At 71.9% G+C, this 12,521-nt stretch carries 9 protein-coding genes and 3 tRNA genes; 2 read left to right on the top strand and 10 right to left on the bottom strand.

Annotated elements, in window-relative coordinates:
• Window positions 1–116 precede the first annotated feature (116 nt).
• The 3 genes from OHA30_RS26795 to leuC all read right to left on the bottom strand — a co-directional run bounded on the left by OHA30_RS26795 (window position 117) and on the right by leuC (window position 2,611).
• A complete protein-coding gene (locus OHA30_RS26795; protein ID WP_328916434.1) occupies window positions 117–341 on the bottom strand; it encodes a hypothetical protein in 225 nt (74 codons plus the stop codon).
• 246 nt (window positions 342–587) lie between these two features.
• Entirely contained in the window at window positions 588–1,181 is a 594-nt protein-coding gene (gene leuD / locus OHA30_RS26790; protein WP_328916433.1) for a 3-isopropylmalate dehydratase small subunit, read from the bottom strand.
• A 5-nt stretch (window positions 1,182–1,186) separates the two neighbouring features.
• Window positions 1,187–2,611 carry a 3-isopropylmalate dehydratase large subunit gene (gene leuC / locus OHA30_RS26785; RefSeq protein ID WP_328916432.1) on the bottom strand — a complete coding sequence of 475 codons (1,425 nt, stop codon included), beginning with the start codon at window positions 2,609–2,611 and terminating at the stop codon, window positions 1,187–1,189.
• Window positions 2,612–2,804: 193 nt separating this feature from the next.
• Here leuC and ndgR point away from each other — a divergent pair, with 193 nt between their 5' ends.
• Complete coding sequence (gene ndgR, locus OHA30_RS26780; protein ID WP_328916431.1) at window positions 2,805–3,521, top strand: IclR family transcriptional regulator NdgR; 717 nt, start codon at window positions 2,805–2,807, stop codon at window positions 3,519–3,521.
• A 313-nt stretch (window positions 3,522–3,834) separates the two neighbouring features.
• Here ndgR and OHA30_RS26775 read toward each other — a convergent pair.
• From OHA30_RS26775 to OHA30_RS26745, 7 genes are all read right to left on the bottom strand, one after another.
• A tRNA-Glu gene (locus tag OHA30_RS26775) sits at window positions 3,835–3,907 on the bottom strand.
• Between the two features lie 62 nt (window positions 3,908–3,969).
• A tRNA-Glu gene (locus tag OHA30_RS26770) sits at window positions 3,970–4,042 on the bottom strand.
• 15 nt (window positions 4,043–4,057) lie between these two features.
• Window positions 4,058–4,129: transfer RNA gene (locus tag OHA30_RS26765), tRNA-Gln, on the bottom strand.
• An 84-nt stretch (window positions 4,130–4,213) separates the two neighbouring features.
• Entirely contained in the window at window positions 4,214–4,933 is a 720-nt protein-coding gene (locus tag OHA30_RS26760) for an HAD family hydrolase (protein WP_328916430.1), read from the bottom strand.
• A 33-nt stretch (window positions 4,934–4,966) separates the two neighbouring features.
• A complete protein-coding gene (gltX, locus tag OHA30_RS26755; RefSeq protein WP_328916429.1) occupies window positions 4,967–6,466 on the bottom strand; it encodes a glutamate--tRNA ligase in 1,500 nt (499 codons plus the stop codon).
• Window positions 6,459–7,259, bottom strand: a complete 801-nt coding sequence (locus tag OHA30_RS26750; RefSeq protein WP_328916428.1) for a fumarylacetoacetate hydrolase family protein — start codon at window positions 7,257–7,259, stop codon at window positions 6,459–6,461. The genes gltX and OHA30_RS26750 overlap by 8 nt, the downstream gene beginning before the upstream one ends.
• A gap of 120 nt (window positions 7,260–7,379) precedes the next feature.
• On the bottom strand, window positions 7,380–7,583 hold the full coding sequence (locus OHA30_RS26745; protein ID WP_328916427.1) for a hypothetical protein: 204 nt from the start codon (window positions 7,581–7,583) through the stop codon (window positions 7,380–7,382).
• 581 nt (window positions 7,584–8,164) lie between these two features.
• Here OHA30_RS26745 and OHA30_RS26740 point away from each other — a divergent pair.
• The gene (locus OHA30_RS26740) at window positions 8,165–12,520 is read left to right on the top strand and encodes a sensor histidine kinase (RefSeq protein WP_405785204.1); all 4,356 of its coding nucleotides are present in this window, start codon (window positions 8,165–8,167) and stop codon (window positions 12,518–12,520) included.
• Window position 12,521 lies beyond the last annotated feature (1 nt).

Raw genomic sequence — 12,521 nt, 5'->3', positions numbered from 1 at the left:
ACTTGCCCGGCGAATGAGTACGGGCTGATTTCGCACGCTAGGCGGATATATACCGCAAATCAAATACGAAACGGGCGAATCACCCTTGTGCCGCAACGAACTCGGTACTCCACAGATCAGCGATCGGGGATTCCGAGGTCGTCCAACTCAGCCGTTAACACGTCCAGACGCCGTACCGCGTCGGCGAGATCGTGCTTCGCCACGGCGGTCACCGCGAGCAACCGCCGACTCAACTCCCGCCTTGTCCCATCAGGGACTTCGGGATTGGCCACGCGAGTGTGCGCCTGCTTCAAACGCGCCGCGAGAACCCCGTAGAGCTCGAGTTGGCCGTCGCGTTCCATGCGTCGATTGTGCCATCTGCGGCGAGTTGTCGAGAGCGACAGGGCCAACCGGGTGTTCCGGGGCTCTTTCACCGTACCCATGGCGGACGGGTGTCCGGGTCGTCCGCACATGCCGAAGCGCCCCCCACGGACGGGTGGGAGGCGCTTCGGAGTGTGCGGCGCGGGGCCGCCGATCGGTGCGGACCCGCGGGGCCCGCAAGGGTCCGGCCCGCGGTCGGGGCGGGACCTTTTCGGGGCCCGGAGGGATCAGACCTGCACGGTGCTGGGCTTGTAGGACGGCCGGAGTGCTTCGAACGCGGAGATGTCCTCCTCGTTGGCCAGTGTCAGACTGATGTCGTCGAGCCCTTCGAGCAGCCGCCAGCGGGCGTTGTCGTCCAGCTCGAACGGCGCGGTGACGCCCTCGGCGCGTACTTCGCGCGCCACCAGGTCCACGGTGATCTCGGCCGTCGGGTCGGCCTCGACCAGCTTCCACAGCCGCTCGACGGTCTCCTGCGGCAGGACCACCGTCAGCAGGCCGTTCTTCAGCGAGTTGCCGCGGAAGATGTCGGCGAACCGGGACGAGATCACGGTCTTGAAGCCGTAGTTCTGCAGCGCCCACACGGCGTGCTCACGGGAGGAGCCGGTGCCGAAGTCGGGGCCCGCGACCAGGACGGTGGCCCCCGCCCGCTCGGGGGCGTTGAGCACGAAGGTCTCGTCCTTGCGCCAGGCTTCGAACAGGCCGTCCTCGAAGCCGTTGCGGGTGACCTTCTTCAGCCAGTGCGCGGGGATGATCTGGTCGGTGTCGACGTTGCTGCGGCGCAGCGGTACGGCCCGGCCGGTGTGCGAGGTGAAGGCTTCCATGGTGCTCAGACCTCCGCGGGGACAGGGGCGTCGGACAGGTCGGCGGGCGAGGCGAGATGGCCGAGCACCGCGGTGGCGGCGGCGACCTGCGGCGACACCAGGTGGGTGCGGCCGCCCTTGCCCTGCCGTCCCTCGAAGTTGCGGTTCGAGGTGGACGCGGAGCGCTCGCCGGGCGCGAGTTGGTCGGGGTTCATACCCAGGCACATCGAGCAACCCGCGTGCCGCCATTCGGCGCCGGCCGCGGTGAACACCTTGTCCAGGCCCTCCTCGACGGCCTGCAGCGCGACCCGTACCGAACCGGGTACGACCAGCATGCGGACACCGTCGGCCACCCGGCGGCCGCCGACGACCTCCGCGGCCGCCCGCAGGTCCTCGATCCGGCCGTTGGTGCAGGAACCGACGAATACGGTGTCCACCTTGACCTCGCGCAGCGGCTGTCCGGCGGACAGGCCCATGTACTCCAGGGCCTTCTCGGCGGCGAACCGGTCGCTGGGGTCGTCGAAGGACGCCGGGTCCGGCACCGACGCGCTCAGCGGCGCGCCCTGGCCGGGGTTGGTGCCCCAGGTGACGAACGGCGCGAGCTCGCTCGCGTCGATCCGCACCTCGTGGTCGAAGACGGCGTCGTCATCGGTCCTGAGCGTCTTCCAGTACGCGATGGCCGCGTCCCAGTCCTCGCCCTTGGGCGCGTGCACGCGCCCTTCCAGGTAGTCGAACGTGATCTGGTCGGGGGCGATCATGCCCGCCCGCGCGCCCGCCTCGATCGACATGTTGCAGACGGTCATCCGGGATTCCATCGACAGCTTCTCGATGGCCGAGCCGCGGTACTCGATGACATAGCCCTGGCCGCCGCCGGTGCCGATCCGGGTGATCACGGCGAGGATCAGGTCCTTGGCGGTGACGCCGGCGGGCAGTTCGCCGTCGACGGTGATCGCCATGGTCCTGAACGGCGCGAGCGGCAGCGTCTGGGTGGCCAGCACATGCTCGACCTGCGAGGTGCCGATGCCGAACGCCAGCGCGCCGAAAGCACCGTGCGTGGAGGTGTGCGAGTCGCCGCAGACCACGGTGGTGCCCGGCTGGGTCAGCCCCAGCTGCGGGCCCACCACGTGCACGACGCCCTGCTCGACGTCACCGAGCGGGTGCAGCCGTACGCCGAACTCGGCGCAGTTCTTGCGCAGCGTCTCCAGCTGGGTGCGCGAGACCGGGTCGGCGATGGGCTTGTCGATGTCGAGGGTCGGGGTGTTGTGATCCTCGGTGGCGATGGTGAGGTCGGTGCGGCGTACCGTCCGCCCGTTCATCCGCAGCCCGTCGAACGCCTGGGGGCTGGTCACCTCGTGCAGCAGGTGAAGATCGATGAAGAGCAGATCGGGCTCGCCCTCGGCGCGGCGGACGACATGGTCGTCCCAGACTTTTTCCGCGAGTGTCCTACCCATCGCTGTCCCTCCGGCCCGCGCCATCACGGGCCAACTCGTGTGTGGTGCACGTGTACGGCGGAGGTCTCGGCGCCCCCTCGCGCGTCGTGCTTGCCGCCGCGGGAGCCGACCGTCCTGCCCTGTGCTTCCAGCCTGACGGCTTTCCGGCAAAATTGAACTTGCGTTTCACAGTATGAGACGCGAGTATCGTTGCATGGACAACTCTAGCGGCGTCGGCGTTCTCGACAAGGCGGCTCTGGTGCTCAGCGCGCTGGAGTCCGGTCCGGCCACTCTGGCCGGGCTTGTCGGCGCCACGGGCCTCGCCCGCCCCACCGCGCACCGGCTGGCGGTCGCGCTCGAACACCATCGCATGGTGGCCCGCGACATGCAGGGCCGCTTCATCCTGGGCCCCCGGCTGTCGGAGCTGGCCGCGGCGGCCGGCGAGGACCGGCTGCTGGCGACGGCGGGCCCGGTGCTGACGCATCTGCGGGACGTGACCGGCGAGAGCGCGCAGCTCTACCGCCGGCAGGGCGACATGCGGATCTGTGTCGCGGCGGCGGAACGGTTGTCCGGACTGCGGGACACCGTGCCGGTGGGCTCCACGCTGCCGATGAAGGCCGGGTCGGCGGCGCAGGTGCTGATGGCCTGGGAGGAGCCGGAGCGGCTGCACCGCGGTCTGCAGGGCGCCCGTTTCACCGCGACCGCGCTGTCCGGCGTACGGCGCCGCGGCTGGTCTCAGTCGATCGGTGAGCGCGAGCCGGGTGTGGCCTCGGTCTCGGCGCCGGTGCGCGGCCCGTCCAACCGTGTGGTGGCCGCGGTGTCCGTCTCCGGCCCGATCGAGCGGCTGACCCGCCACCCGGGCCGTATGCACGCCCAGGCCGTCGTGGACGCGGCCGCCCGCCTCAGCGAAGCCCTCCGCCGCACCAGCTGACCCCCTCACCGCCGGCGGAAGCAGTTCCCAGGCCCCGCCGGCGTCCAGGGCGAACCGTTTCAGCTCGGTCGGCGCTTGAGGCGAAGGATTTCAGCCCCGCCGGCGTTTGAGGCGCCCCGCAGGGGCGAAAGCCCCGAGCCCCGCCGGTGGGAAAGCCGCCACCCCGCGGAGGCGAACCGTTTCAGCCCCGCCGGCGTTTGAGGCGCCCCACAGGGGCGAAAGCCCCGCCGCAACCCACCCGGCGCGGCAACGCCGAAAGCCCGCCGCGGAAAGCGACGGGCCCGACCCAAACTGCTGCACGCAGTGCACACCGTACCCCCGACCGGATTCGAACCGGCGCTACCGCCTTGAGAGGGCGGCGTGCTAGGCCGCTACACAACGGGGGCCCTAGCGATCCTGCATCGCGACCACCGGGTGCGACCCAAAGTGACCACGCGAGAAGGATCTGTACCCCCGACCGGATTCGAACCGGCGCTACTGCCTTGAGAGGGCAGCGTGCTAGGCCGCTACACAACGGGGGCTTGCTTCAACATGCGCTGGGGTACCAGGACTCGAACCTAGAACAACTGAACCAGAATCAGCCGTGTTGCCAATTACACCATACCCCACCAAAACGCAACCCCTTGGGGGTTTTGTTCGGTTACGCTTTCCGGCCGGGCCTCTCGGCCCTCTCGGGCGGCGCAGGAAGAACATTACCCGATCCGGGACACCGCTCCAAAACGAGTATCGCCGCGCAGCAGGCCGGGCAGTTCGGCGAGCCCGGTGATCCGGGTCAGCTCGGGCCGGCCGCCCACGTTCTCCCGGTCCAGCCAGATGCCCAGCAGCCCCGCCTCGACGGCCCCGCGCGCGTCGATGTCCGGCTCGTTTCCCACGTACGCGACCTCGTGCGGCTCCAGCGCCAGCGCCTCGCACACCGCGTGGAAGGCCCGGGCCGCCGGCTTGGACACCCCCAGCTCCACCGCGCACAGCAGCGCCTCGAACCGGTCCCGTACGCCCAGCACGGACAGCTTGCGGTGCTGCGGATCGAACGCGGAGTTGGAGAGCACCGCGTGCCGGTACTCCCCCGCCAGCACGTCCAGGGCGGGCAGCGCGTCGGGGAACAGCGCCCAGGCGGCCTCGAAGTGCACCACGTGCCGCCCGAACCAGGCGCTCGCCTCCTCGTCGCTCAGCGGCCGCCCGACGAACTCCCGCACCCGGTCCCTGCGCTGTCCCTCGAAGTCGCACTCGCCGGCCGCGAACCGGGCCCAGTGCGCGTCGGTCAGCTCCCGCCAACGCGTAAGGGCCTGCTCGACGGAGTCGTATCCGTCGGGCAGGCCCTCGTGCTTCAGATGTTCTCGCATGCCGGCGCGGTCGGCGCTCGCGTAGTCGAAGATCGTGTCGTCGACGTCCCATACAACGGCTCGAATCGCCATGCGCGCAGCTTATCCGCGGCGGCCCGCGGCGGTTCAGCCCCCGAGCCGGGCCAGGGCGGCGTCGATCCGCTCCAGGGTGCGCTCGCGGCCGAGCACCTGGAGGGACTCGAAGAGCGGCAGCCCGACCGTACGGCCGGTGACGGCCACCCGGACCGGGGCCTGCGCCTTGCCCAGCTTGAGGCCGTGCGCCTCGCCCGCGGCGAGCACGGCGACCTTCAGCGCCTCGGGGGACGACCAGTCGGCCGCGTCGAGGTGGGTGCGCGCGGTGCGCAGCAGGTCGGCCGAACCGTCCTTCATCGCCTTGGCCCAGGACGCCTCGTCGTCGGCGGGGGTGTCGAGGAAGAGGAAGTCGACGTTGGCGGTGATGTCCGACAGCACGGTCAGCCGGGTCTGCGCGTACGGCGCGATGGCCTGCCAGGCGGCCTCGTCGAAGTTCTCCGCGGGCCAGGGCGCGTGCGGGGCGCTCAGCCAGGGGCGGCAGGCGTCGGTGAAGTCCGCCACGTCCAGCCGGCGGATGTGGTCGGCGTTGATCGCCTCGGCCTTCTTGAGGTCGAAGCGCGCCGGGTTGGCGTTGACGTCGCCGATGTCGAACTTCGCGACCATCTCCGCGACCGTGAAGACGTCCTGGTCGGCGGAGTAGGACCAGCCGAGCAGCGACAGGTAGTTGAGCAGGCCCTCGGGGAGGAAGCCGCGCTCGCGGTAGAGGTTGAGCGAGGACTCCGGGTCGCGCTTGGACAGCTTCTTGTTGCCCTCGCCCATGACGTAGGGCAGATGGCCGAAGGAGGGGACGTCCTTGGCGACGCCCAGGTCGATCAGCGCCTGGTAGAGCGCGATCTGCCGCGGGGTCGAGGAGAGCAGGTCCTCGCCGCGCAGTACGTGGGTGATCTCCATGAGCGCGTCGTCGACCGGGTTGACCAGTGTGTAGAGCGGGGCGCCGTTGGCCCGGACGATGCCGTAGTCCGGCACGTTCTCCGGGGTGAAGGTGAGTTCGCCGCGGACCAGGTCGGTGAAGGTGATCGGCCGGTCGGGCATCTTGAAGCGGACGATCGGCTCACGGCCCTCGGCCCGGTAGGCGGCGGCCTGCTCGGCGGTCAGCGTGCGGCACGTGCCGTCGTATCCCGAGGGCCGGCCGGCCGCGCGGGCGGCGTCGCGGCGGGCGTCCAGCTCGGCGGCGGTGCAGTAGCAGTCGTACGCGTGCCCGGCCTCCTTGAGGCGGCGGGCCACGTCGGCGTAGATCTCCATGCGCTGTGACTGCCGGTAGGGCGCGTGCGGGCCGCCGATCTCGGGGCCCTCGTCCCAGTCGAGGCCGAGCCAGCGCAGCGAGTCCAGCAGCTGCTGATACGACTCCTCCGAGTCGCGGGCGGCGTCGGTGTCCTCGATCCGGAAGACCAGGGTGCCCTGGTGGTGCCGGGCGAAGGCCCAGTTGAACAGGGCGGTGCGGACCAGGCCCACATGGGGGTTGCCGGTCGGCGAGGGACAGAAGCGGACGCGGACGTCAGAGCCGCGTGCGTCGGAAACAGGAGCGCTAGCCACGCGAGATCACCTTGTTGGTGAGAGTGCCGATGCCTTCGATGGAGACGGCGACCTCGTCGCCGGGGAGCAGCGGGCCGACACCCGCGGGGGTGCCGGTCAGCAGGACGTCACCGGGGAGCAGGGTCATCGCCTCGGTGATGTTGACGATCAGGTCCTCGATGGAGTTGATCATCTGGCCGGTGCGGCCGGCCTGGCGCAGTTCGCCGTTGACGGTCGCGGTGACCGCGAGGTCGGAGGCGGTCGCCAGGTCGAGCCCGGTCTCGATCCAGGGGCCCAGCGGGCAGGAGGAGTCGAAGCCCTTGGCCCGCGCCCACTGCTTCTCGGTCCGCTGGGTGTCGCGCGCGGTGACGTCATTGGCGCACGTGTAGCCGAGGATGACGTCCTTGACCCGCTCGCGCGGCACCTCGCGGCACATCCGCCCGATCACGACGGCCAGTTCGGCCTCGTGGTGGACCTCGTTCGAGAAGGAGGGGTAGACGATCGGGTCACCGGGGCCGATCACCGAGGTCGACGGCTTGAAGAACGCCCAGGGCGCGGCCGGTACCTCGTGGCCGAGTTCGGCGGCGTGTTCGGCGTAGTTGCGGCCGATCGCGACGACCTTGTTGGGCAGGACGGGCGGCAGCAGCCGCACCTTGTTCAGTGGCACCTTCGTACCGGACAGTGTGAAGTCCGCGAAGGGGACGCCCTTGATGATGTCGAGGAGGAGGCCGTCGAGGCTGTCAGGGCCTGTCGGGTCGCCTTCGACCGCTCCGAAGGCGACATTGCCGTCGATGGAGAACCTGGCGATGCGCATGGCTCAAGACTAACGGCCGGGCGTACGCCCACCGACCAGCCCGTACCCCGGTCAGCCGACAAGAATGCGCAGGTCAGCGACGTGTGAAGGGCACAGGCGGTACGGCGGGCGGGCGGCGGGTCAGGGGGCGACCGGCGCCTTGGGCAGCTCGGTGAGTACCGTACGACGGGGGTTCGCGGTGCGCTGCGGCAGTTCGCGCGCCTCGGGCACCGCGGTCTCCTCCGCGGTCCGCGCGGTGCCCAGCTCGGAGGCGTCCTTGAGGTGCGCGAGGGTGGTGCGCCGCGGGTTGGCGGTGGTCCGGCGGATCGTCAGAGTGCGCTTCATCAGCCGTGGGGACCTCGGGTCTCGGGCGCCGGGGGGCGCACAGCGGTGGACATTGTGCCGTTTTCGTAAAGCACCAGATTAGTGCCGCGCATGCCCGAAATCAGAGGGCCCAGACATCTGACAGCCTGTGATTTTGCTCACGAAGTGAGTCGCATACCTCGTATTTCCGACAATTGTCCTCGCCATCGAAAACGGACATCAGCCACCTTACGGCGACATTCCACCCGTGAGCCATCGGACCGGGACACCCGAACGCCCCTCCGAACCCCCTTCCAGGCGGTCCGCTATCACCCCATATCACCGGACCGGCGACCCACACTGTGTGCCTGGCTCATTGCCCCGAGTGACACATTCCAACAGGTCGGCTACGGGCCTTGTTGGGAGATCAGGCACTGTGCTGGAATTCCTCGGACCGCCGCATCACATCGAGCCGGCGCGCAGGGGGCGCGTCAGGAGCACTGAGCGACGGTGAAGGGCATCAACGACCTCCTCGCGACCCGGGGCGGTCCGGGCCCCCATGACTCGACACCGTCCCGTCCGCTTGACTGCGGGGGACGCCTGGTCCAGAGGTTGCGACGCTAGTGCAGGGACGTTTCAAGAGGGACAGCGGCGCTGCGGGTGACGCGGAGCAGCCGCCCGGCGGGACCGGCAACGGTTCGACGCACGCGGCGGCCGACTCCGGAGCCGCCACGTCCGGGGCCACGGTGGCCCCTGGGCGGATGAGCATGCCCAGTGGCATCGAGGCGGGCCGTATCACCGGCCTCGACAGCAAGCCCGGCCCCCGAATAGCCATGCGCAACTGGCGGATCAGCACCAGACTCATCTCGCTGCTCGCCCTCCCCGTGGTGACCGCCTCCGCGCTCGGCGGCATGCGCATCCACAGCTCGCTGGACAACATCAACCAGCTTGAGCACATGAAGACGCTGACCGACATCACCGAGCACGCGACGGACCTCGCCGCCGCGCTCCAGGAGGAACGGGACAGCTCGGCCGGCCCCCTCGCTTCCGGCCAGAAGAACAGCGACGCGGTCGCCGCCTCCCGCCAGGACACCGACCGCGAGCTGAAGCTCTACCAGTCCGCCACCGACGACGTCTCGGACCGCGACCCGGTCTACAGCGGTGTCCGCGCGACCCTGGTCTCCATCGGCGGCCAGCTGAGCACGCTGAGCGAGATCCGCGACGAGGCCTACTCCGGCGAGTCCGGCATCGCGCAGACCGTCTCGCAGTACGACGGTCTGGTCACCTCGCTGCTGTCGCTCTCCCAGGACATGGCGCAGGCGACCAACAACCCCGAGATGATCAAGGCGACCCGCGCGCTCGCGGCCTTCTCCTCGGCCAAGGAGTACGAGTCGATCCAGCGCGCGGTGATCAGCGCCGCGTTCGCCACCGGTGGCACGTTCAACCCGAACGACTACCAGACGGTCAAGTGGAGCTCGTCCGACGAGGCCACCGCGCTGACCCGCTTCCAGAAGGTCTACGGCACCGACAGCGCCGCGCTGCTCAAGCCCATCGAGGGCGGCAACGACACGATCAGCGCGCACGACAACCTGCGCCAGCGGATCGCCGCGTCGCAGGGCGCGATCACCAAGATCGAGAGCTCCTACCTGGACTGGGACGACGCCGCCAAGACCAAGATCCAGGCGATGAACCAGATCGAGCGCTCGCTGCTGAACGAGATGCAGCAGAAGTCGCTCCGGCTCCAGAGCGAGGCCAAGCAGGAGGCGCTGATCTCCGGCGCGATCATCCTGCTCGTCCTCGGTGTCGCCGTGATCGGCGCCTTCGTCGTCGCCCGCTCGATGATCCGCTCGCTGCGCAGGCTCCAGCAGACCGCCCAGGACGTCGCCCAGAAGCGGCTGCCCGAGCTGGTCAAGCAGCTCTCCGAGACCGACCCGCAGGACGTGGACACCTCCGTCGAGTCGATCGGCATCAACAGCCGTGACGAGATCGGCCAGGTCGCCCGCGCCTTCGACGAGGTCCACAGCGAGGCCGTACGGCTCGCCGCCGAGCAGGCGCTGCTGCGAGGGAACGTCAACGCGATGTTCACCAACCTCTCGCGCCGCAGCCAGGGCCTCATCCAGCGCCAGCTGTCGCTGATCTCCGAGCTGGAGTCCCGCGAGGCCGACCCGGACCAGCTCTCCTCGCTCTTCAAGCTCGACCACCTCGCGACCCGTATGCGCCGCAACGGTGAGAACCTGCTGGTCCTCGCCGGTGAGGAGCCGGGCCGCCGGTGGACCCGCCCGGTCCCGCTGGTCGACGTGCTGCGCGCCGCCGCCTCCGAGGTGGAGCAGTACGAGCGCATCGAGCTGACCTCGGTGCCGTCCGCCGAGGTCACCGGCCGTATCGTCAACGACCTCGTGCACCTGCTCGCCGAGCTGCTGGAGAACGCCACCTCGTTCTCCTCGCCGCAGACCAAGGTGCGCGTCACCGGTCACTCGCTGCCCGACGGCCGGGTGCTGATCGAGATCCACGACACGGGCATCGGCCTGTCGCCGGAGGACCTGGCCGACATCAACGAGCGGCTGGCCAGCCCGCCGACCGTGGACGTCTCCGTCTCCCGCCGCATGGGCCTGTTCGTGGTCGGCCGGCTGTCCCTGCGGCACGGCATCCGCATCCAGCTGCGCCCGTCCGACTCCGGCGGTACGACCGCGCTGGTCATGCTGCCCGTCGACGTCACCCAGGGCGGCGCGAACGCCAAGAACACGCCTCCCGGGCGGGCCGCGGGCGCTCCCCCGGCCCAGGGCGGCGGTTCGGGCTCCGGTATCGCCGGCGCCTTCGGCAACTCCCCGCAGGTCAACCGAGGCCAGCAGCGCGGCCAGGTCGGCGGCGGCGCGGGCCGGCCCGCGCTCAACCCCGCGGCCGGGCGCCCCGGCGGTCCCGGCGGCGCCCCGCAGCAGCCCGCGGGCCCGCGCTGGGCCGCGCAGGACGGCCCGCAGGGCTTCCCCGACGACCGGGGACTCCAGGACACTCCGCGCGGTCACGAGGACCACGAGGCGACTCCGGCGTTCGACGGCCAGGGCGCGCCCGGTCAAGGCGCGCGGGCCGACCTCCAGCAGCAGGGCGGCGACCCGTTCGGCCAGCAGCCGGGCAGGCCCGGACAGCAGGGCGGCCGCCAGGGCCGTCCCGGCGGCCCCCAGGGGCGCCCGCAAAGCAACCAGAACCAGCCCGGCGGTCCGCAGGGCCAGCCCGGCCAGCCCGGTCAGGGCGCCCAGGGCGGCGCTCCGGGCCGCGGCTTCCCGCCGCCGCAGCCGCAGAGCACCGGTCCCGACGGCTTCCGCTCCGACGTCTTCGGCGGCCGTCCCGGCCCGTCCCCGCGCCAGGGCGCGGGACCGGTCGGCGCGGGACCGGTCGGCGCGGGTCAGGGCAGCGGCGGCCAGGGCGGTCCGGCGCAGGCCGCGGCCGGTCAGGGCCGGCCGGACGACACCGGGCAGTTCCCCGCTCCCCCGCGGCAGGGCGGCCCGGGCGACACCGCCCAGTTCCCGGCCATCCGCGGCGACGAGTTCGCGCCGACCGGCCAGGGCGGTCCCGGCGGTCCTGGCGTACAGGGTGGTCAGAGCGGTCAGGGCGGCCGTCCCGGCGGCCTGCCGCAGCGCGGCCAGCGCGGCCCGCAGGGCAGCCCCGAGTGGACCCCGAACCCGGACGACCCGTTCAACGCCGGTCTGCCCCGCAGCCGCGACAACGGGCCGTTCACGGCGCCGCCCAACCCCGACGACCCGTACAACGCGGGCCTCCCCCGCAACCGCGACAACGGCCCCTTCACCGCGCCGCCCAACCCCGACGACCCGTACAACGCCGGTCTGCCCCGCAACCGGGACAACGGGCCCTTCACGGCTCCCCCTGAGCCGTCCGGCCCCGCCGACACCGGGCAGTTCCCGGCGCCCGCGCAGCAGGGCGGGCCCGGCGACACCGCCCAGTTCCCCGCCGTCCGCGCGGAGGAGACCGGTGAGTTCCGGGCCCCGCGGCCCCCGCAGGGCGAGCCCCGCGGCCTGGAGGGCGGCCCGAACCAGTACGGCGCCCCCGCCGCCCGGCCGCGGCAGGACCGGCCCCAGCCCGGCGGGCTCCCCCAGCGCGCACAGCGCGGCTCGCAGGGCAGCCCCGGCTGGACGCCGAACGCCCAGGACCCGTCGAACACCGGCACCCACCGGGCGCCCGGCGCCGACGGCACGGGCCAGCACGCGCTGCCCCCGCAGCCGCAGGCCCGGCCCCAGAACGGCCCCGGCGACACCGGCGGCCCCGGTCAGTACCCGGTCCAGCAGCCCCCGCAGGGCCGCCCCGAGCACCAACTGCCGCCCGCCCACGAGCCGATGGCGCTGCCGCCGGCCCCGACCCGCGGGGACGAGCCGACGCCGATCTTCGCGGCGATCGAGTCCGACTGGTTCCGCACCGGCCAGGCCGAGCGGATGCAGCAGGTCCACGTCGAGCAGGCCGGACGCGGCCAGCAGGCCCCGCCGCCGCGCCCGGTGGGCCGTACGGCCCCGCCGCAGCGCCGCGACGACCGCCCGGCCGCGGGCCCGCAGCGGCCCGCGAGCACCCCGCAGCCGTCGACCGCCCAGTCCACCGCCTCCCCGGCAGGCCCCGCGGCCCCGGCCGGTGCCGCCTCCCCGGCACCGTCCGCACCCGTGGCCCAGCCGCTGCCGCGCGAGACGCCGAACTGGCGCAGCTCGCCCAACGACGCGCTGCGCCAGCGGGCGGAGGCCGTGCGCGAGCCGTCGGCCGGCGGGGTCACCCCGTCGGGCCTGCCGCGGCGCGTGCCCCGGGCCAACCTGGTCGCGGGCGGCGCGACACCGCAGGCGGCGCCGCAGGGCGGCCCGCAGGTGTCCCGGGCCCCCGACGCCGTGCGCGGCCGGCTCACCAACCTCCGCAGGGGGATCCAGCAAGGCCGCCAGGCCGGGGGCAACACCGACGGCCGTGGTATCGGTACGAATCACCAGGAGCGCTAGT

This window comes from Streptomyces sp. NBC_00223 (assembly GCF_036199905.1).
Lineage (GTDB): Bacteria > Actinomycetota > Actinomycetes > Streptomycetales > Streptomycetaceae > Actinacidiphila.
This window is presented reverse-complemented; position numbering and strand designations above follow the sequence as displayed.

Bases quoted from the DNA above. Each gene is read 5' to 3' on its own strand.
- OHA30_RS26745 (WP_328916427.1), bottom strand. From the start codon at position 7,583: ATGAAGCGCACTCTGACGATCCGCCGGACCACCGCCAACCCGCGGCGC.
- OHA30_RS26750 (WP_328916428.1), bottom strand. From the start codon at position 7,259: ATGCGCATCGCCAGGTTCTCCATCGACGGCAATGTCGCCTTCGGAGCG.
- leuD (WP_328916433.1), bottom strand. From the start codon at position 1,181: ATGGAAGCCTTCACCTCGCACACCGGCCGGGCCGTACCGCTGCGCCGC.
- OHA30_RS26760 (WP_328916430.1), bottom strand. From the start codon at position 4,933: ATGGCGATTCGAGCCGTTGTATGGGACGTCGACGACACGATCTTCGAC.
- OHA30_RS26795 (WP_328916434.1), bottom strand. From the start codon at position 341: ATGGAACGCGACGGCCAACTCGAGCTCTACGGGGTTCTCGCGGCGCGT.
- leuC (WP_328916432.1), bottom strand. From the start codon at position 2,611: ATGGGTAGGACACTCGCGGAAAAAGTCTGGGACGACCATGTCGTCCGC.
- ndgR (WP_328916431.1), top strand. From the start codon at position 2,805: ATGGACAACTCTAGCGGCGTCGGCGTTCTCGACAAGGCGGCTCTGGTG.